Consider the following 20,187-nt stretch of genomic DNA (forward strand, 5'->3'; position numbering starts at 1 on the left):
ACCACCTGGATAAACACCAAGAGTGCATATTTATGCATGATTGAATCCAGGTGGTTACCCCTTCTTGATAAGACCTATACCTCTGCTTGATGAGAATTTAAAAAGTTATTTAATACGTCTTGCAGACGCTAATAGGTCGAGTAATTATTTCCAAATGTTAAAAACTGTGGATTTGATTCATGGGAGTAAAACCAAAAACTTGACACTAATAACAGATCATCGTATTTCGTTAAAGAGAATAAGTATATTTACATCAACACTCGTTAGCGTAAGTGTCTTCTGAAGTGTTAGGGATGCCAGAACCTTGGCATCCCTTTCCTGCAGTTTGATATTATTTTCTTGCAATTATCTTGAAACGCAATACGCCCTGATATGGGAATGATTACACCTGTTGACAATTCGAAAATGAGATTCGCCATGACATTTAGGGTTAATGCTATATCTAGTGTCCTATAGAGGGAAGGACAGGTTGGGGTCCCTTCAGCAGAAATATGTTTATCGGCATGTAGATCAAATGTTGAACTATGTAGAATAGTGGAGAACATTAGTTGGTTCCTTTTTTGTTTTGAAAAAATATTTGGTTTGAACCCTATTATTGTTGAGGGGCTTCTTCTGATAAATGAATGATCCATAGATGAAATTTCCAAACAAGCCACATAAATAGGATATAGCCGAAAAAGGAATAAAAATGCCGCCATTCGCTGCTGTGGGCAAACCATCCCAGTTTTTCAGATATCTGTTCAATTCCAGCCGCTATTATGCCGGAAAACAGGACGATTCCCTTTCTTTGCCATGAGTTCATCGACTGCAAGCAGTTCAGAAAGATAGCTGTAACAATCGGCAATACACACAGAGTAAACATAATATTGATTTTGAAAATATCGGAAAACGGCCTCACAGGAAAAGAATACAATTGCTTCTCCACTAAGATGAGATCCAGATAAGTTCCCAACCAAGAAACAAATATCATTGTTGGAACATAAGATTTAAGTTTCTCTCTAAAAGATGGCTGTTTTGGCGATGACCGCAAGTTCGATTTTCTCCAGTGTTTTACAGTATTTATGATAGATCTCCCCATTTACATTTTTTTCTTGGTTGATAAAGTAGGTTAAGATTTTCCAATCCTCAAACCAATCCCCGATTTCCGCTTCACCATGCTCTATATTTTTCCAAGCGTACTGTAATTTTGGGCTGAATAATCGATTGGCCCCAGCTTTCAATTGACAATCATCCGTTCGCCTCTTATAGGGAGTTCCAGGCATAGATGGCGCAGATTCGTTTACGTCGTTAAACAGATGGGGCCAGTAATCTTTACGGGAACCCGTATGCGGATGATCCGCCGCCCAGTTTATTACGCCCTGTAGAATTTCAGAAGAGCCAAAAAGCACTGAATATAATCGTTTACCCAATAATATGCGTTCTTGAAGGGAAGCAAAATGATGAAGCGTTTGACCAATAAGGTCAGGTACCTGCCCGGGAACCTTGTTCATATTATTACAACATGGGAAAAGAATTTGATTTAAACTCAATAAATCCTGAACTTTGAACTCTTTCGTTTCCAGAACCGTTTTTTGATAATGGGGATTCTGTATCACCCTTTTTTCCAGATAGCTCTGCTCGTTGATGACTAGGGCAATCGTCAGAAGATAGCGGTCTCCATTTTTCCAGAAATGATTCCACATACCCTCCATAAAGACGGATACATGAAAAAAAGAAAGCAGATAGAACAAGCTCGCTTCTCTTTTCAAACTTTCCTCATACAGCAAAAATTGAGGATAGATATCTTGGAAAATCAACCAATTGCCGCGCTCCAAAAACAGAAAATAATCCTTCTGTTCCGCGTTGGAAAGTAATTTGGACAGAAGCTCTCCCTTCAAATCCGTCATATTCCAGCCGCCATTTCGCGACACCATGTGACCTAACAAGGCCCAGTGTATCTCTGGATGTTTTCGATAGTAGTCAAAATACGCCGTAGTCCGCGTTACATTGTTCAAGTTTAACCGGCGTGTGCATTCTTTAATTTGACGAATCAATATTTGATCTTGTTCGGGTAATTCCGCTTCTTTCTTGAGAGGCTTGTTGACATCTTTCAATCTCTTCTGCAATTCTTTGTTTATTTTAAGAAAAGGCGGAAATTGACTCTGTTTAAACCAGTCAAATTTCTTCTTCAGGATCCGGATTCCCATGCTTTCTCCTCTCCCTTTTAAGAACCCTTCATCTGAAAATGAATAGAGTGGATATAGGCATTACACTTGGGTTTTAGAAAGGTATGTTTGAAATATGAAAGAAAAAATTGAATTAGAAATTAAACGTATAATCCATCTATTGCAAAAAGCTCAATCAGCTGACGGCGCCTGGCGTTATTGTTCGGAAAGCGGACCACTAACCGATGCATATATGATAATCCTATTACGGACCTTGATGATTGATGACGAGGAGTTAATTAGAAGTTTGGCTGATCGCATTACCATAAGGCAGGAGAAAAACGGAGCCTGGAAGCTGTTTCATGATGAAGAGGAAGGAAATTTGTCTGCAACCATTGAAGCATACTATGCCCTGCTTTTTTCAGGGCACAGCCGGAAAACGGATGAGCACATGCAATTAGCAAAGAAGTTTATATTAACCAAAGGCGGAATTTCGGAGGCAAGTATGCTAACAAAAATCCTTCTTGCCTTGACAGGGCAGTATCCTTGGCCGGGACACTTTCAAATCCCTGTTGAAATCATCCTGCTGCCGCACTGGTTCCCCATCAATTTCTTCGATTTTGTCGGATATGCAAGAGTACACATCGCACCCATATTGGTCGTTGCAGACCGCAAGTTCGTAATGAAAACAAAAAGAACACCAGACATGTCCGATCTTCGAAAAAACGACCTTCCAAAAGCATTGGGCAACTATCCATATCTGACGAATCAACGATCTCATGAATACCGTGCGCTTCTTAACACGATCTTGGATGGTTTCAAGAACCTTCCTTACCTTCCGTCGCAAATCCATAATATGGCGCTACGTCAGGCTGAACGCTTTATACTGGAAAGAATTGAACCGGATGGAACCTTGTACAGCTATTTCACTTCCACGTTTCTTATGATATTCGCTCTACTTTCCCTTGGATATTCGGCCAATCATCCAGTGATCACCCGTGCGATTTCAGGGCTGAAAGCAATGACTTGCCTGACCAATGGACATTTCCATATTCAGATTGCGACATCAACGGTCTGGAATACCGCTTTATTGGCTCATGCTATGCAAGCAACCGGGGTCTCTGTATCTGAGCCTACAGTTCAAAACGCTGGCCGCTATTTACTCTCTCGCCAGCATCATAAATATGGTGATTGGATGATGAAAAATCCTTTTGTTTTACCAGGGGGATGGGGTTTTTCCGATATCAATACCATCAATCCCGACGTCGATGACACAACGGCTTCATTAAGAGTAATAAGCAAATTAAGAGAAACAGACCCGACCTTCCACCATTCATGGGATCGAGGTCTCAATTGGCTGTTATCGATGCAAAACGCCGATGGAGGCTGGCCGGCATTTGAGAAAAATACGGATAAAAGAATAGTAAACTGGCTTCCCTTCGATGCGGCAGACGCAGTTAGTACAGACCCTTCTACGGCAGATTTAACAGGTAGGACTTTGGAGTTTCTCGGCAACAGTGCAGGATTTACCATCGGCCATCCCCAGATTCAAAGAGGGGTGGAGTGGCTTTTAAGCAACCAAGAAGCCAACGGCTTTTGGTACGGACGTTGGGGCATTTCTTACATTTACGGCACATGGGCCGCTGCTACCGGCCTAATTGCTGTCGGAGTCTCTTCCGAACATCCTGCAATTCAGAAAGCTGTACAGTGGTTATTAAAAATCCAGAATGAAGACGGGGGGTGGGGAGAGTCATGTAAGAGCGATATTGTTAAAACATATGTTTCTTTAGGTGTCAGTACACCTTCTCAAACCGCGTGGGGAGTGGATGCCCTCATTTCAGTGTTCCATAAACCAATTCCGGCGATTGAACGTGGAATTCAATTTTTAATTGATTCCGAAAAAAATCAGGACTGGACGCTCTCCTATCCGACAGGAACCGGATTACCCGGCGGTATTTACTTTCACTACCACAGCTACCGGTACATTTGGCCTTTGCTTGCTTTAGGTAATTATAAAAAGAAATATTAAATATCTCTTTATGTCAAAAATGGACAATGTTCTTAACAAATTAGTTGAAAAAAATTTTATTGTACTCGAAACGGTTGTATCACGTAAACAACAATTGGATATAATTGTATTACATAGACCCGAATAAGGGTCTTTTTTAGTGTCCATTATTCGGGTTAAAGCCCAAGATCCATATGGTGTGTTTTTAGATGAGGGTTAACCGAGCTATTGTCCGCTCAATGTAATGGGAAGTTTTTGTTGTTCTGGTATTCGTTGATTTCAAATGGTGCATTCATTTAATCAATTCAGTAAAAACTACCAATCTTTTTGCATGTTCTTGTGTCTTCTTATTAAATTTTCCTGAACAAGTTATAAGATTCAGATGAGATGTAACTGATTCGCCAAATATCTTTTCCAATGGAGCCTCTTTCGTATTAAAGGAAGTTATTTCTTTTACCACATAAATAAGCTGATCATTGTTTGTATTTGACACGAAAACTTGATCACCAGGTTTCAATTTTTTTAAATGATAAAAGATCGCTGGGCCCGTATAATGATCAAAATGACCAGCAATAACAGCACTACCGTTTTCACCTGGTTTTGTCCAAGGAGATAAAATACCTACTTTGTTAAAAGCCTTCGGAACGTCCATACTTCCTTCCGTTGTTATACCCACCGTTTCTATTACCGTATCTAAATCAATAGAAGGGATTCGCAGACGATTTGGTATGAAGCCCTTGGCCTTCATTTCCATTTTTGTCTCTGAGTTTCTTGGATGGGTGACAAGATTCGTTTTTTCCGCATATGATTGCTTTTCTTTTACCTGAGGTGATGATTGTTCAATAGTAAGAGGAGTAGAAACTTTGGGATTTTTCGCTATATCAGCAGAGTTTGAGCATCCGGTCAGTAAACCTATCATTATAGCGAGGAAAACTCTTCTCATCCAAAATACCTCATATTCATACACTGCTTTCTTTTTCAGTTTTTTGAAATTGCACCAAGGAGTATCTGCAACTTAGATCTCCTTGGTGGATAATACAAAAAGCTTATTTCTTACTTATTAATTACTTGCACCACCCATGCCTGTTTTAGGCATACCTTTAATATGGAATTTATGATGCTTTTGAGACATTGTTTTCACTTTGTGATGTTTCTTAACGTGATGTTTCTTATGATGCCCATCTTCCATAGCAAATGCTGAAGCGCTGGAAAGCATAAAACAGATTGCAAGTGAAGTAGCTAAAAATTTTTTCATTTTATTCTTCCTTTCGATTTTTAATTTTGTATTGCATTCCATATGGTCCCCACTCGAGAACTATGTATGACAGTAAAATATTCCTAGGTAATCATCATTCGGCTAAAGCTATCTAATTGAAATTGGAAATGGAAAATGAATCCTAAATATTAGAGACAGTCTATGGATAAATTATTCAATGAATGGCTTCGATAAGGAAGGTATTTGTCCACATTACAGGAACTGGATGATATTGTGAAATGTAGGGGAACTCAAAAATGAAAAAAATATTTTGGATTCTTGTTACTTTTGTAATTGTTTCCATAGGCAATACAAAAGAAGTTAAAGCTGAGCATAAGGATATTGAACGTCTGTTACAAATCATGTATAAAGAGCGTTCGAAGGCCATGATCACCATGGATTACGGACAAATCACACCCTATTATCTTTCTACTCAAAAGAGAAGCCAATTTGCACTTGAACATGAAAAGCAAAGAAGTGCTTATATTCATGCATGGGGATCAAAGAGGAATCTATCATTTATCGATGCTGAGTGTAAAATTAAGATTGGCCATATCAAACGAGTAGGTAATAAAGCAAAGATTTTTTTAATACAATCACAAACCATATCGTACCAACATCAAGGCAGCTCATTTAATCCGCAAAAATTTGGTATTGGAACACGTCATTTCTTGACTTTGGAGCAAAAAGATAACAAGTGGTATCTTGTAAAAGAATGGTACCTTGACCCGTTGGAGGAAAATATTAATTTGATTCCTGTTTCAAAAGAGTCAGTTACGAAGCAAGATCTACCTGCATATAATCATGACAAGAAAAGAAGAAAATATAACCGGAAAAGGGCAGTTTCCTATGCGGAAAAGTATGCTGGATCAGCTTCCATGGCAGGAAACCAAAATCGATACAATCCAAAATACGCTGATTATACATACGAAGGAGGAGATTGTACGAATTTCACTTCTCAAGTATTAGGAGATCCAACAGAAGGTGGGGGATTGCCTATGCGTGGAAAGTGGTTTTATCAAAAAGAAGGTAGCGTTGCTTGGATAAGAACGGATGCCTTATATCAGTTCCTTATTTATAGCGGGTATGGAAGATTAATTACGCGGGGGACCTACGAAGAAGTAGCTAAACCGAACAAGAAATTTCCTCAAGCTGCACTTTCACAATTAAAACCAGGCGATTTAATTGCTTATGAGCTTGAAGGTAATATCGACCACTTTTCCATTGTAACCTCGAGAGATGAACAAGGTTATATATTGGTAAACTCCCATTCAGCTGATCGTTACCATGTACCGTGGGATTTAGGGTGGGATAATAAAACAAAATTCTACTTGATCCACATTAATGATTGAAGTAAGAATTTTTATGGTATAGCATAGGACAGCCCCACATAAATATTCCTTAATGAAAACTCTAATAAGGAGTAATATGATGGGGCTTACTCTAATTATACGTCAATTCCTTTTACGAAGTGGCCTTTTATTTCTAGTCAAAACAATTGGTGCAATCGGACGAATTTTGTTATTCCGTTTTTTTGGTGCAGAAGGTATGGGGTTGTATCAAATGGTATATGCCTTCTATGGATTAGTCTTAACATTAGTTACCGCAGGACTCCCTACTTCCCTTTCCTTATCAACAGCTAAAAATGTTCATAATGGAATTCAATTACTTAAGATATCCGTTATATTTTCATGTCTATTAGGAGGAGTAGCGACAATAATATCATATACGTACGCGGAGACAATTGCCAGTTGGTATGGGGACTCGGAATTAACGTGGGCCATTCGACTATTGTCTCCAGTTTTTCTATTTGTACCTCATCTTCACTTGCTACGCGGTTTTTTCCAGGGTATTGAATTATATGGAGTTATCTCCTTTTCAGAGCTAATTGAGCAAGTAGTGCGAATTATAACAATGCTTATCTTAGTGAATCTTTGGTTTTCGTATGGAGTATCCATTGCCGTTGGCGGTGCAATACTAGGAGCTGTACTTGGTGGGTTGTGTGCCCTTCTTTTTTTTATAGGGGTATTTATTTATTATTATAAAAAGCTACGTTACAACAGTTTACGCTCCCCTTATCACAATACTGAAATATCTAGTTTTCTGAAAATTTCTTTTAGTGTTCTTGCAACAAGACTTCTTCTTCCTCTAACGGACTTTATCGACTCGCTATTAATTCCCAACCGTTTAATGCATTCGGGTTTAACTGCACATCAATCTACCATCATTTACGGTGAAATAACAGGTATGGCTTTAACCATTGTCTATTTGCCTACGATGGTAACCTCAGCTTTTCTACATGTGATCATTCCTAAAATTGCTGGAAATTGGGAAAAAAACAACCTCAAGCAGTTCAAGAACCGTGTCAATAAAGCTATGAATGCAGGGTGGCTATGGGGAATTAGTACATCTTTATATTTCTTTTTATATGGGCAGAACATTTCAGAAGCTATCACGGGAAATGGATCTCTAACTTATCCACTCATTTGTTTATCTCTAATCCCTCTGTTATCAGGAATTCGAGATATATCGACCAACATATTGTGGGTAAAAGGTAGGGAAAAAGCCCCGTTAGTAGGGGTTGTATTAGGTTCTTTCGTTTCAATAATCATAAACTATTGTCTAGTCGGGATTCCCTCCTATCAATATAGTGGAATTGTTATTGGAATTTTGTCATTTGAAATAATCTCCTTAATTTGGAATATAAAATATATTAAGTCCTTTTTATCATTGGCAATATACATTGAATCTGTAATATTTCTTGGCTTGTTTTATGCACTTGCAAACATTCTAGAACGTCTCCCGTTTAGTAATTTATTCATACATGGAGTACTTTATTTTGGGTGTTTATCCATATACTTTCTTCTACGCTTTTCAAAGAATGTAATTTATATTAGTAGATAAAGTTATCGCTGTGATAACACGGTTTTTTATTTTGGAAGGCTTTTACTAATGGAAAATAACTAGTACTTTGATAGGATTGTGTGAGAAAAGAAGGGAGGATTTAGGTATGATTTCAAAAATAAAAAACAACTCAATCCTAATAAAGTCTTTTTTATTTATATGTTCGATTAGTCTTCTTTTTACCTGTAGCTCTGCTTTTGCGAATGCGGTAAATGATGGAATTGCAAATACAAAGCCCAAATGGGAAGAGACTGCAGATCATATTATTTCTTTAGGAAAAACGTATATGGGGACCCCTTATGTATACGGTGCTGAACGTTTTCAAGATAAAACATTTGATTGTTCTTCCTATGTTCAGTATCTGTATGGAAAATTTGGTATTCCTTTAGGATGGAACTCTAGAGAGCAAGCAAAACAGGGAACCTGGGTTCCATTCGACCAAATTCATAAGGGAGATCTTCTATTTTTTGCAGATGAAGATTTCCCGAATGAAACTGGTTTGAATAAAGTTCGTCATGTTGGAATTTATATGGGAAATGGAAAAATTCTCCATACTTACGAGGAGGGAATTGGAGTAATCATTAGTGATCTTCGAAACGATAAATTAGAAGGTAACTACTGGTACAACTACTTCCTTTTTGCAAAAAGAGTTCTTCCTGAAAAAAACTAAATTTTATAATGGCTTGTAGATTGAAACTAACCTCATGAACCAGATTAGCTCCTACGTAAAAATTGGAGTTAAGGTTGAATGGGGTATTTTTATGTCGAGAAGGAAGTATCAAGAAAAATAATGGAATAGTCAAAAGCCTGCATGTAATAGGTATACGTATTTATGGAATTGGTCAAAACTGTATTTGAGGTGAACTAACCATGCATGAATATATTGAAATTATAGGGCGAACAATCATTTCAATTTTTCTACTTTTACTTATAGCGAGAGTTCTAGGGAAGCAGACAGTTTCTAATATGACATTTCACGATTTTGTGACCGGGATTACTCTTGGAGCTATTGCAGCCAATCTTGCATTTAATGAAAAAATTGGATCGTTGGAATTAATTTTGTCTTTAGTAGTATTTACAGGTACCTCATATTTGCTATCAATTTTAGCTATTAAGATACAAAAAATCAGAAAATGGATATCAGGAGAACCAACAGTACTTATTGAAAATGGAAAGATTTTAGAGGAGAATATGAGGACAAATAAATATACATTGGACTCACTTAACCAATCTCTTCGTCAAAAAGATATTTTTGATATCCAAGAAGTTCAGTATGCCATTATAGAGAGTAATGGAAAATTATCTGTTCAAAAGAAAGAGGAATTCCAAAGTGTAACAAAAAAAGATTTGAAGGTATCTACAGGAAAAAAAGGAAGCTTTCCAGTTGAGTTAATTATGGATGGGGAAATTATGGAGAAAAATTTACTTGAAAATAATTTATCAGATGAATGGTTATATAAGGAAATGAGTTGTATTGGAAAGAATCTAAATGAGATATTTTATGCTGTAAAAACAACGAATGGGAAAATTGTTTTTGACTTCTACGCAGATCAGATAAAATCTCCTATAGATAAAGAGTAGAAAATCCAGATAACAAAAATGTTGATACAATTACAATTAAATCTTTTTAGGTTATTCACTTTTAAAGGATTACAACAAGTAATAGTAATTGAAAAAGAGGTTAGAAAAGAGGAAATCCACTTTTCTAACCTCTTTCACGTTAGAATCCTTTATACTGCGGTTCTTCTTGTTCTAATTGTTGTACACGAGTTTCTAATTGATCAATAATTGTTTGCGTTTGTTCAGCAGATTGAGTAAAAACTTTTTTGGCTTGCTTATTTTCTGTACTTAGCGCAAAAGTTTCTAAATTAGCTTGAGCACCTTTTAAACTAGCTAATGTTTGTTTTACGGATGAAGCTACTGTCATTCATATCACCTCCGCGTTTAGTATGTCACTATCCTTTTGGTTTAAATACAAGTGCGCCCAAAAATCCAAAAATAATTGCGGCAGAAATACCAGCGCTTGTCACTTCAAAGATGCCTGTAACAATCCCGATAATTCCATCTCTTTCCATCTCTGACATTGCTCCATGAACAAGTGCATTCCCAAAACTTGTGATAGGAACGGTTACGCCAGCTCCAGCCCATTTAATTAATGGCTCGTACAATCCAAGTCCATCCATAATGGCTCCTATTACCACGAGTGTGGACATTGTATGAGCTGGTGTTAATTTAGCCACATCCATTAATAACTGTCCAATGACGCAAATGATGCCGCCAACAATAAACGCCCAAATAAAAATACTCATTCATTTTCCCCTCTCTCGATAGCCACAGCATGTGCTATGCAAGGAATGCTCTCATTTTGTTGAAAACTGAGAGGTGAAAGCAAGGCACCTGTCGCTACGACTAAAATTCGATTCCAGTCGCCTTTGAGCAATCGATTAAGTAAATGACCATATGTAACAGTTGCACAGCAGGCACAACCACTACCTCCTGAAAAAACCTCTTGATGGTCGTTATAAATGTGAAGCCCACAATCCGTAAAGGCTTCTTCACGTATTGAAAAACCGTGTTTCTTCAATAATTTCCCCGCAATGTGATGACCAACTTTTCCAAGATCACCGGTCGCTATTAAATCATAATAATCGGGTTCTATTTGCATATCTCGAAAATGAGCCTGTATCGTATCTACGGCGGCAGGTGCCATAGCTGCCCCCATATTGAAGGGATCAGTCAGTCCCATATCCACAACCTTACCAATTGTAGCAGAAACAATTTTTGGACCCGTACCATTGGGTGCAACAACTGCAGCGGCTGCTCCGGTTACCGTCCATTGTGCAGAGGGAGGCTTCTGAGAACCATACTCTGTGGGGTACCGGTACTGTTTCTCGGCAGTTGCATTATGGCTACAAGTACCAGTGAGGACATAATTAGCTGATTGGCTATCTATTAATTGAGCGGCTAATGCTAATCCTTCCATGGATGTTGAGCAAGCGCCAAATACCCCTAGAAAAGGGACTCCAACTGTGCGTGCAGAAAAGCTTGAGGAGATAATTTGATTCATTAAATCGCCTGAAATGAGATAATTGATATCGCCTTTCTGTAACTGAGCTTTTTCCACAGCAAGGTTGCATGCCTCTTCTAACATGATTTTTTCTGCTTTTTCAAAACTGTCTTGTCCGAGCCAAATATCACCATGGAGAATGTCAAAGTCATTCGCAATTTTCCCTTCTGCTTCAAAGGGGCCACCAATCGTAGCTGTTGATAAAATAGTTGGTTTGCTTGGAAAAATCCAAGATTGATGTCCTTTTAGCATCCTAAGAACCCCCTATAGAAGTAATTACCCATTTAAGTAGGGCAATAAAAAAGGCAGCGACTACTCCGAAAACAATAACGGAACCCGCTAATTTAAACATATTGCCACCAACTCCGAGTACGTAGCCTTCACTTTTGTGCTCAATAGCAGCTGATGCGATAGAATTAGCGAATCCGGTAACTGGCACAGCCGTTCCAGCACCTGCAAATTGCCCCAGTTTATCATAGACGCCAAAACCAGTGAGAAGAACAGAGATGGCAATAAGCACTGCAGATGTCGGATTTCCAGCAGTCTTTTCGTCAAAGTGAAAAAAGTGTATAAAGAAGGTTTGAATAAATTGACCGAGTAAGCAAATGGAGCCACCAACCCAAAATGCTCTAATGCAATTTTTAAGAACGGGTCTAGATGGTTCCAGCCTTTTTGCAAACGCTTGGTATTCTATTTGTGTTGCTGTTAGCTTTTTATTTTTTGTAGCCATCTCTGTCTCCTTCTACTTTAAAATGGTAATTATCATTAACTTGGAATAAATAACCACTTTTTATACCTCTGTTTTATATATAAAAAAATCAAAATTACACAATCTATGAGTACAGGTAGTAATAGAAGGACATAAGGAGAGGGTATCATTGGCTGGTATTTGGGAAGTTTTTCTGAGATCATTCTTTACGCTTTTTTCTCTATTGTTCTTAACACGACTAATGGGGAAGCGCCAAATAGCTCAAGCTACTTTTTTTGAATATATAGTAGGAGTAACAATTGGTTCCATTGCGGGTGTCATTTCCACTGATGTTGAGGATAATTTCATTAATGGGTTTGTCAGTATGTTAATTTGGGCTCTTGTGCCTTTTCTTCTTAGTTATCTCTCAGTCAAAAGTAAAATAGTAAACGATCTTATTGAAGGAAATGCTCGTGTCCTCATTAAAAACGGGAAAATTATGGAGGAAAACCTAAAGAAAGAAAATTATTCAGGAGAAGAATTACTAGAGCAGCTTCGCCTTAAAAATATATTTTCTGTGGCTGAAGTGGAGTTTGCTGCATTAGAACAAAATGGTCATGTTAGCGTATTATTAAAAAAAGAAAATCAACCACTCACACAAAAAGATTTGAATATAAAACCTGCACCCATCAAAGAACCACAAACGGTTATTCTGGATGGAAATATTCTGTTAGAGCCATTGGCAAACACAGGCTTGTCCAAAAGGTGGCTTTTTATGACTTTAAATAAATTGGGAATTCCAGTAGATAACGTATATATGGGTCAAGTTGATAGTTATGGGCAATTACATGTGGATTTATATGATGATCAAATTACTGTGCCAATTCCACAAGAGAAACCATTAACATTATCCATTCTAAAAAAGTGTCAAGCGGATCTAGAAACTTTTACACTTGAAACAAAAAATAAATTAGCCAAACAGGAATATGAACAGAGCGCGAAACATTTAAAACAAATTGTAGATAATGTAAAGCCGTTTTTACAATCGTAATAAGACATTCACTCAGGCTAGTTATCATCTGGAATAACCAATCGAATATGGTAAGTAACTATCAAAAGAGACAATGGTGTAATTTCCTTGTCTCTTTTGGCCATCCATTAACATACCATTGCGATGGTTCTCCATATTGCTAAAAAACCTAGTCACCAATTTTAAAAAGAGTGACGTTTTTTCAACCTCTGTGATGAACACATCCCTATCTCGTATTGATTATGATTGCTTTCATCCATTAATTTTTGGAGGGGCTGAAAAACAGCTCTTTTTTTATTGAGTTAAAGAACAGCATCGTGTAAAGAGGAAAATTCGAAGCATGGGCTTACGTGTTATTTTCATTTCAACAGGAATGTGAAAAGGAGGATGATAGAAACAAAGAAAAAAACCAATTAATGATAAGAAATATCATCAATTGGTTTTTTTCTTTGCGATTATTGCCTTTTTACTTATCAAACCATAGTGGATCTTCGTTGTCGATATCACCATTATAGTTGATTAGTACCTCTTCTCCTGATTTTATATCTGTGTAAGCATAGAAATCAATCGTGATGTTCTCAAAGTTATTTTCATAAGTGGCATTGGGATTATATGAGTGGTTAAACAGCATACCATAACCTAAGAGGAGTGCAGTATGATTCTCACCATACTCAAACGCGTAGTCAGCAAGGAGTGTTTTCTCTATGAAAACATGCTCCTCATTCGGATAAGGAATCACCGGTGCCGCATGTATAAGCTCACCTTTTCTTATATCACGTGTCGCGAAAACTCCTCTATTGAACTCACCATTACTAAGTGTGGAATTTTTTATTTCAATCATGTTAGTCATCTACTCGTTCCTTCTATATTGATTATCTTTATAAGCTTACTAGTTCATAAGGATGAAAGCAACTAATTTAACTAATCAATCTTAGAGGTTTTATAAATTTGAATTGAAATCCGTATAAATAATTTATTTCAAAATATTGTAAAATATTAATAAAATAATATACTTTATTTATATGCTTTATTTTTAACAATAACTTGTGGGTGAGAGGAGTGTTCTACATGTTAGCTACTTTATCTCTAGTTGTTATTGTTTCACTATCACTTTTTTGCGCGGGTATATCATCATCCAAATCTTGTCTGATAGGAAGGAGAGGTAATATGAAGAAAACGTTGTTATTCTTGGTTATTTCATTGATGATATGTGCTTGTATGAAGCCTTTACCTGTAGTAAACGCGGAAGAGTTATCAGAAAATAACAACAATAGACCAATCATTCTTGTTAATGGCTTTCTTGGTTGGGGAAGAGAAGAAATACTAGGATTCAAGTATTGGGGTGGCTTACATGATATACAAGAAAAGTTAAAAAAAGATGGCTACCAGGTATTTACTTCAGAAATTGGTCCCGTTTCAAGTAATTGGGACCGTGCTTGTGAGTTATATGCTCAAATAAATGGAGGAACAGTAGATTATGGAGCGGCCCATGCTGATGAACATGGACATGCCCGCTTTGGGCGTACTTATGAAGGGTTTGTGTTGAACTGGAATGAAAACAACAAAGTTCATCTAGTTGGCCATAGTATGGGAGGACAAACAGCGCGTACTCTTGTCCAATTACTAAAAGAAGGGAATCGTGAGGAAAAAGAATATGCAAATCAGCGTTCTGAAGTGGAGATTTCTCCATTGTTTGAAGGAGGAAAATCATTTGTCCGGAGTGTCACTACAATTGCAACTCCTCATAATGGGACAACTTTAGCTGACGGTATAAGTACGTTTATTCCGTTTGCTAAGGAGCTTCTTGTTGCTACCGCTTTTTTTGTGCATAGTTCTGATTTAATATTTTATGATTTTAAATTGGATCAATGGGGAATTAAGAAAAATAAAGGTGAATCGTTTCTCAATTATTCAAAGCGTGTATGGAATAGTTCAATTTGGAAAGAAACAAAAGATACTAGTCAATGGGATCTTAGTACAGATGGGGCCAGAGAATTAAATAGCTGGGTAAAGGCTCAACCAGATGTATTTTATTTTTCTTATAGTGCTAGTGCCACAAAAGCTGGAATCTTGACAGGAGTGCATATTCCAACCTTGACAATGAATAAAGCATTAATGGGAAATGCTTTATTCATGGGATCATATATACGAAATGAACAAAACCGACCGATTATTGATGCATCCTGGTGGGAAAATGATGGAGTAATTAATACAATTTCCATGATGGGTCCATCAACAGATGAAATTGTTTCGTATAATCAGATTGCACAAATCGGAAAGTGGAATTATTTAGGTAAAAAAGTAGACTGGGATCATCTAGATCTTATTGGATTAAGCATATCTGATACATTTGGCTTCTCTGATATTACTGCTTTTTATCGAGGTATTGCCGAAATGGTAACAGCTTTACCAGAATAAAGGGATACTTTTCAGATGGTCCCTCGGAACCTTTCCACTTGGCAAAGAAAAGGCGATTGAATCGATACTTAAGAATTTATTTGTTTTCCCCAGATATAGTGAATGTAGGTGAATCGGTTATTAGCTCATGGTACCAAAAGCTTTCTTGTAGTAAGTTATGTTTATATGACATGTTTTGCTAGTTTCCTACTGTGTCCTTTTTCAACAACTTCATAACAACATGGTCAAACAAAATGTAGATTATCAACGCAACGGTTGGTCGTACCCGGGTACCGCCAACCGAATGCGAAAATAGTACGTTAAGACCTTAGCGGACATAAATTTTCTGATATACTTACTACGTTAGTGAACATGAATAGCCAATTTATAGCACTTTCATGTCACCATAGTACCAAGTAGCGGTCATTTGTGATCGTTAGTTGGTACTATGTGAAACAATGGCTAATATTGGCCCAGCAAAGGATGGCGAAATATGAATACATTGCTACAATTTCCTCAGGAAGATTGCCCTATACCGATTAAAGAACAAATAATCACATTAATGCGACGTGAGTGGCCTCAAGCGTTCGAATGTATGGGGGAGAATATACTTTGGCCAAGTAATCCAGAAATTCATCCAACCTCTTTAGTTCTTATTGAGAACCACATAGTAATCAGTCACATTGCTGTTTCTTGGAAATATATAAAACATCAAGGACAAACTTATAAAGTGTTTGGACTAAGTGAGGTCATGACAAACCCTTCTTATCGCAATCAAGGATTCGGTTTAAAGCTTGTAAAAGAAGCTGTTTCATTTATAGAAAAAAATGATCCAGATATCGGCATATTTACTTGTAAGCCGCCTTTGGTTTACTTCTATAATCAAGGCGGATGGGAACATATAAAAAATACAAACCTTATCGGCGGGACACGTAATAAGCCTTTTCGAAGTGATTCTTTAGGTCTGTCTACGATGATACGTTTTTTCTCAAATAAAGCTCAGCAGAATCGACCTGCTTTTGAGGAAACTGATGTTTATCTTGAGTTAGGTGAAAAGATGCTGTGGTAACCAAAAATTGCGGCAAGTTCAGCAGAACTGATATAACCCCATCGCCATTTTTTTATGGCTACGTTTTGTGTCCCCGGTGTCCATAGCAGAGAAGGAGTGTTACGCCAATATGAGTAGATGGAGTAGTCTTTATCTGCTATCAGCAACATCTGTTTGGACAAATGAAGTGCCACAGGAGATAAAATTATATTCGTTCGAGAGTTGAAAGATGAAGCTTACGTTCGACACGTCAATGACAAAAATATCATCAATAGAAAAGCAGTAGGATTATTCCTACTGCCTCTTAAACTACCACTATTTAGCTATTGTTCTTTCATTTTATTGATTCTGCCGAAATAAGTAGCATTTTTTCTTTTGGTTCGTTTTTATGGTATGAGAGTACAATTAAGTTGTCTCGTACAGGACATCCTCTTTCTCATTATGCTGTTTTATGATACTATCTTTCTTTGTTTCCGATGAAAAACGTGGAAAGTTAATCATAATTGAAATAATGCCACAAACAGCAACTAGCATTGGATAAAAAGCATACGGCAATAGATCGATTGGTGACAGTGAAGCAAATCCCGCTGCGGTTAACATTTGAGCCCCGTACGGAATGATCCCTTGTACGCTACAAGAAAATAAATCTAGTAAGCTCGCCGATTTTCTCGGATCAATCTCATATTGATCTGAAATATTTTTAGCAAGCGGCCCTGCAAAAATAATAGCAATTGTATTATTAGCTGTACACATATTTGTCATGCTCACAAGCCCAGCAATTCCAAATTCTGCTCCCTTCTTCGAACGAATGTTGCGCGTCAATACATTCATTAGATAATGAATCCCGCCATTATGTTGAATAATCTCAATCATTCCACCAATTAACATTGTTAATAACACGAGCTCCATCATTCCGCTAATTCCTACTGTGACATTTTTGAAGAAAGTTGCAAGTGTGTAGCTTCCATCTACCATACCGATAATACCTGATAATACAGTTCCTCCTGCCAGAACGACTAGGACATTCCATCCAAGTAAGGCTGCAATCAGCACTCCTGCATACGGTAAAATTTTCACCCAATTGAACGTACCTGTTACCATATTTGTATGATTTCCTAATGTAAGAACGACTAAAAGTATGATCGTTATAATAGCAGCTGGTAATACAATTAAAAAGTTTGTTTTGAATTTATCTTTCATTTCCGTTCCTTGCGTGCGTACGGCGGCAATTGTCGTATCAGATATAAATGATAAATTATCACCGAACATCGCTCCTCCAACAACTGTTGCAATTGTGAGGGCGATCGAGATATCTGTTTGTTCGCTAATCCCTATTGCAATTGGCGCTAATGCAGCAATAGTCCCCATAGATGTCCCCATCGCTAACGAGATAAATGCAGCGATTATAAATAAGCCTACAACTACGAAACCTTGAGGTAAAACGGAAAGAGCTAAGTTCACTGTAGCTTCAACGCTGCCCATGCCTTTTGCTGCTTGGGAAAACGCTCCTGCCAATACAAAGATTAATAGCATAATTATGATATTAGGATTGCCGGCCCCTTTAGCAAACCGTTCTACCTTTGTCGTAAAGGTTTCATTTCTATTCATCGCTAATGCAACTGTAACTGCAATCAAAATAGCAACTATGATGGGAAGCTGATAAAAATCTCCTGTAATAACTCCAGAGCCTATAAATAGTACTAAAAATATACCGAGCGGCAATAATGCCAACGCACTTCCTTTTGTCTGTTTCATACTAACACCTCTCTATTACTAAACTTTTCCTTCAAAAAATGAAGAAGACCTCTTCTTATGAGAAGAGGTCTTATATAAGATATAAGAAACACTCTTCTCATCTTTCAAGCACATTGCTTGCTGGATTTGGCACAGCACTCTAATTACGAGTCCGCTGCCGAGGCATCAAAGGGCCAGTCCCTCCGCCTCTCTAGATAAGAAGGTTTCATATTTTATTTTCTATCACTAAGCTTTTTTTACTTTACTCGTTGATAAACAAAATGTCAAATGTTTTTAATATAGGATTCTTTTTTTGTTACTAAGCGTTCGTCTGTTCTCATTTGAAATTCCTCCCATTTCAACCCAAAAAACTTATTTACCGCACAACAAATTTCCAGGCATAATTTCAAAGTTGGATTATATTTTCCCTTTTCAATAAGACGAATCGTAATTTATGGATGATAATCAATGAATCTTACATTGTTCACGACATTTACATCAACGTAATAATGTCTTTTAGGTCGTTGAGTTGATGGAACAGTTACAGTCAGTATAAATGGTAATATCGTCCAGTAAGCGGTATAATAAAAAAAGATTCAATGAAAACAAGGGAGTGAATTTGATTGAAGCAAGCAATCATAGATCGCTTTACAAGATATGTAAAAGTGGACACCCAATCCAACGACGAGAGCCATACAGTCCCGTCAACAGCAGGACAAATTGAGTTAGGTAAAATGCTAGTCGAAGAATTAAAAGCGACGGGACTATCGGAAGTCACGATGGATGAAAATGGATATGTAATGGCGACACTCCCTGCAAATACGCACAAGCAGGTTCCAGTGATCGGCTTTTTAGCTCATCTGGATACTGCCACGGATTTTATAGGTAAAAATGTCAATCCGCAAGTCCACGAAAATTTTGATGGCAAAGCTATTATACTAAATCAAGGACTTGGCGTTGTTTTAACTCCCGAATTATTCCCAGAGTTGCCGTCCTATAAAGGTCATACACTGATAACTACTGATGGAACAACATTGCTCGGAGCAGATGATAAAGCTGGAATTACTGAAATAGTAACGGCAATGGATTATCTATTGAAACACCCGGAAATCAAGCATGGAAAAATCAGAGTGGCATTCACCCCTGACGAAGAAATCAGCCGAGGACCGGCTCATTTTGACGTAGCTGCATTTGGCGCAGAATTTGGGTATACGATAGATGGTGGAGCACTAGGTGGATTGGAGTATGAAAGCTTTAATGCCGCTGGAGTCAAGCTCACCTTTAAAGGAATTAGCACGCATCCTGGAACAGCCAAGGATAAAATGCTTAACGCAAGTAAGCTAGCGATGGAATTTCATGGACAACTCCCCGCAGCAGAAGCACCGGAGTATACGGATGGCTACGAGGGCTTTTACCACCTTATCTCAGTACATGGTGATGTTGAACAAAGTAAATCTCATTACATAATCAGAGACTTTGATCAAGATAACTTTAACGCCCGAAAAGAGAAAGTGGCGGGTATCGTGAAACAGATGCAGGAGAAATACGGAGCAGAAAATATCATTATCGAGATGAAAGATCAGTACTATAATATGCGTGATAAAATAGAACCGGTCAGGGAAGTTGTTGATATTGCTTATGAAGCAATGAAAAACCTCGATATCGAGCCAGTAATCAGCCCGATCCGAGGCGGTACGGATGGTTCCCAATTATCGTATATGGGTCTTCCAACACCAAATATTTTTACCGGTGGGGAAAATTATCATGGTAAATTCGAATATGTTTCTGTAGATAATATGGAAAAAGCGGTTCAAGTTATTATCGAAATAGCACGCTTGTTTGAAGAAAAAGCATAAAGAAATTGGTCTGGAGTCTCTTTGATATTATCCCCGTAGGGTCAACAGGTAATGGA

General features: G+C 37.6%; 19 protein-coding genes and 1 riboswitch. Of the genes, 9 read left to right on the top strand and 10 right to left on the bottom strand.

The annotated features are described in order from the left end of the window. Positions 1-592: 592 nt before the first annotated feature. Together EEL30_14935 and EEL30_14940 are read right to left on the bottom strand one after the other, a co-directional pair. Entirely contained in the window at positions 593-970 is a 378-nt protein-coding gene (locus EEL30_14935; protein ID QDX95781.1) for a hypothetical protein, read from the bottom strand. Between the two features lie 28 nt (positions 971-998). Continuing rightward, positions 999-2,186 (bottom strand): DUF2515 domain-containing protein, encoded by a 1,188-nt coding sequence (locus tag EEL30_14940; protein ID QDX93469.1) that lies wholly within the window; start codon positions 2,184-2,186, stop codon positions 999-1,001. Between the two features lie 94 nt (positions 2,187-2,280). Here EEL30_14940 and shc point away from each other — a divergent pair, with 94 nt between their 5' ends. Further along, a complete protein-coding gene (gene shc / locus EEL30_14945) occupies positions 2,281-4,173 on the top strand; it encodes a squalene--hopene cyclase (protein ID QDX93470.1) in 1,893 nt (630 codons plus the stop codon). 271 nt (positions 4,174-4,444) lie between these two features. Here shc and EEL30_14950 read toward each other — a convergent pair whose 3' ends face one another. Both EEL30_14950 and EEL30_14955 read right to left on the bottom strand, forming a co-directional pair. Beyond that, a complete protein-coding gene (locus EEL30_14950; protein QDX93471.1) occupies positions 4,445-5,095 on the bottom strand; it encodes a class F sortase in 651 nt (216 codons plus the stop codon). Positions 5,096-5,212: 117 nt separating this feature from the next. Then, complete coding sequence (locus EEL30_14955; GenBank protein ID QDX93472.1) at positions 5,213-5,407, bottom strand: hypothetical protein; 195 nt, start codon at positions 5,405-5,407, stop codon at positions 5,213-5,215. A 257-nt stretch (positions 5,408-5,664) separates the two neighbouring features. On the opposite strand from EEL30_14955, the gene EEL30_14960 reads away from it, so the two are divergent. From EEL30_14960 to EEL30_14975, 4 genes are all read left to right on the top strand, one after another. Further along, positions 5,665-6,759 carry a hypothetical protein gene (locus EEL30_14960; GenBank protein ID QDX93473.1) on the top strand — a complete coding sequence of 365 codons (1,095 nt, stop codon included), beginning with the start codon at positions 5,665-5,667 and terminating at the stop codon, positions 6,757-6,759. A 79-nt stretch (positions 6,760-6,838) separates the two neighbouring features. Further along, the gene (locus tag EEL30_14965) at positions 6,839-8,311 is read left to right on the top strand and encodes a teichoic acid transporter (protein QDX93474.1); all 1,473 of its coding nucleotides are present in this window, start codon (positions 6,839-6,841) and stop codon (positions 8,309-8,311) included. A 106-nt stretch (positions 8,312-8,417) separates the two neighbouring features. Continuing rightward, on the top strand, positions 8,418-8,981 hold the full coding sequence (locus EEL30_14970; protein ID QDX93475.1) for an NlpC/P60 family protein: 564 nt from the start codon (positions 8,418-8,420) through the stop codon (positions 8,979-8,981). 200 nt (positions 8,982-9,181) lie between these two features. Continuing rightward, positions 9,182-9,892, top strand: a complete 711-nt coding sequence (locus tag EEL30_14975; protein QDX93476.1) for a DUF421 domain-containing protein — start codon at positions 9,182-9,184, stop codon at positions 9,890-9,892. A 139-nt stretch (positions 9,893-10,031) separates the two neighbouring features. Here EEL30_14975 and EEL30_14980 read toward each other — a convergent pair whose 3' ends face one another. The 4 genes from EEL30_14980 to spoVAC are packed head-to-tail and all read right to left on the bottom strand — an operon-like array spanning position 10,032 to position 12,108. Next, positions 10,032-10,238 carry a DUF1657 domain-containing protein gene (locus tag EEL30_14980; GenBank protein ID QDX93477.1) on the bottom strand — a complete coding sequence of 69 codons (207 nt, stop codon included), beginning with the start codon at positions 10,236-10,238 and terminating at the stop codon, positions 10,032-10,034. Between the two features lie 28 nt (positions 10,239-10,266). After that, a complete protein-coding gene (gene spoVAE, locus EEL30_14985) occupies positions 10,267-10,620 on the bottom strand; it encodes a stage V sporulation protein AE (protein ID QDX93478.1) in 354 nt (117 codons plus the stop codon). Continuing rightward, positions 10,617-11,630, bottom strand: coding sequence for a stage V sporulation protein AD (spoVAD, locus tag EEL30_14990; protein ID QDX93479.1), 1,014 nt, complete (start codon positions 11,628-11,630; stop codon positions 10,617-10,619). The genes spoVAE and spoVAD overlap by 4 nt, the downstream gene beginning before the upstream one ends. Position 11,631: 1 nt before the next feature. Beyond that, positions 11,632-12,108, bottom strand: a complete 477-nt coding sequence (gene spoVAC, locus EEL30_14995; protein ID QDX93480.1) for a stage V sporulation protein AC — start codon at positions 12,106-12,108, stop codon at positions 11,632-11,634. A 148-nt stretch (positions 12,109-12,256) separates the two neighbouring features. Here spoVAC and EEL30_15000 point away from each other — a divergent pair, with 148 nt between their 5' ends. Next, complete coding sequence (locus EEL30_15000; protein QDX93481.1) at positions 12,257-13,117, top strand: DUF421 domain-containing protein; 861 nt, start codon at positions 12,257-12,259, stop codon at positions 13,115-13,117. Positions 13,118-13,562: 445 nt separating this feature from the next. Here EEL30_15000 and EEL30_15005 read toward each other — a convergent pair whose 3' ends face one another. Next, complete coding sequence (locus EEL30_15005; GenBank protein QDX93482.1) at positions 13,563-13,946, bottom strand: SET domain-containing protein-lysine N-methyltransferase; 384 nt, start codon at positions 13,944-13,946, stop codon at positions 13,563-13,565. Positions 13,947-14,263: 317 nt separating this feature from the next. On the opposite strand from EEL30_15005, the gene EEL30_15010 reads away from it, so the two are divergent. Both EEL30_15010 and EEL30_15015 read left to right on the top strand, forming a co-directional pair. Further along, positions 14,264-15,514, top strand: coding sequence for a lipase (locus tag EEL30_15010; protein ID QDX93483.1), 1,251 nt, complete (start codon positions 14,264-14,266; stop codon positions 15,512-15,514). A 472-nt stretch (positions 15,515-15,986) separates the two neighbouring features. Beyond that, on the top strand, positions 15,987-16,562 hold the full coding sequence (locus tag EEL30_15015; GenBank protein ID QDX93484.1) for a GNAT family N-acetyltransferase: 576 nt from the start codon (positions 15,987-15,989) through the stop codon (positions 16,560-16,562). Between the two features lie 384 nt (positions 16,563-16,946). On the opposite strand, the gene EEL30_15020 is transcribed toward EEL30_15015, so the two are convergent. After that, positions 16,947-18,296, bottom strand: coding sequence for a Na+/H+ antiporter NhaC family protein (locus EEL30_15020; protein ID QDX93485.1), 1,350 nt, complete (start codon positions 18,294-18,296; stop codon positions 16,947-16,949). Between the two features lie 94 nt (positions 18,297-18,390). Continuing rightward, positions 18,391-18,497, bottom strand: a riboswitch (SAM riboswitch). Positions 18,498-18,898: 401 nt separating this feature from the next. Between EEL30_15020 and pepT the strand changes: the two genes are divergently transcribed. After that, positions 18,899-20,131, top strand: a complete 1,233-nt coding sequence (pepT, locus tag EEL30_15025; protein ID QDX93486.1) for a peptidase T — start codon at positions 18,899-18,901, stop codon at positions 20,129-20,131. The last annotated feature ends 56 nt before the right edge of the window (positions 20,132-20,187 follow it).

The sequence above is a fragment of the Brevibacillus laterosporus genome (genome assembly GCA_007833815.1).
GTDB lineage: Bacteria > Bacillota > Bacilli > Brevibacillales > Brevibacillaceae > Brevibacillus_B > Brevibacillus_B laterosporus_D.